1 pseudogene is annotated in these 404 nt (G+C 57.4%); it reads right to left on the bottom strand.

From position 1 onward, the window contains the following. Nucleotides 1–404: pseudogene (locus HWX76_RS36480) on the bottom strand (sel1 repeat family protein); the annotation flags it as partial.

Here is a 404-nt window from a genome sequence, read left to right on the forward strand (position 1 = left end):
GCACTGGTGGCGTTTCCGCCTTTGACCAGCCCCCTCTGGTGGTACACACCCATCTGATCGTACGCATCCGCCACGCCTAGCGTCATCGCCTTCTCCACCCAACGAATCGCTACTTCCGAATTACGCTCAGGCACGCCCGGATAGCTGCTCAAAATCAATCCCGCGAGATTGAGCATTGCCTTCCAGTGATCGTGTTCGGCCGCCTGCTCGTATAGTCGATAAATCTTCGCGTAGTCGCGCCGCTTGTAGTACACGTCCGGATCGTCGAGCGCCAACGCCTGCTGGAACCACTGCTCTGCCTGTGGATCGATCGGCCGCACGTGCTGATCCTGATATACGCACTTGAATTCCATGCGGTGCGGATTAAACAGCGGAAGTTTCTCGTAGCGGGGCTGGTCAGACAT

Source organism: Burkholderia sp. BCC0398 (genome assembly GCF_902833245.1).
Lineage (GTDB): Bacteria > Pseudomonadota > Gammaproteobacteria > Burkholderiales > Burkholderiaceae > Burkholderia > Burkholderia sola.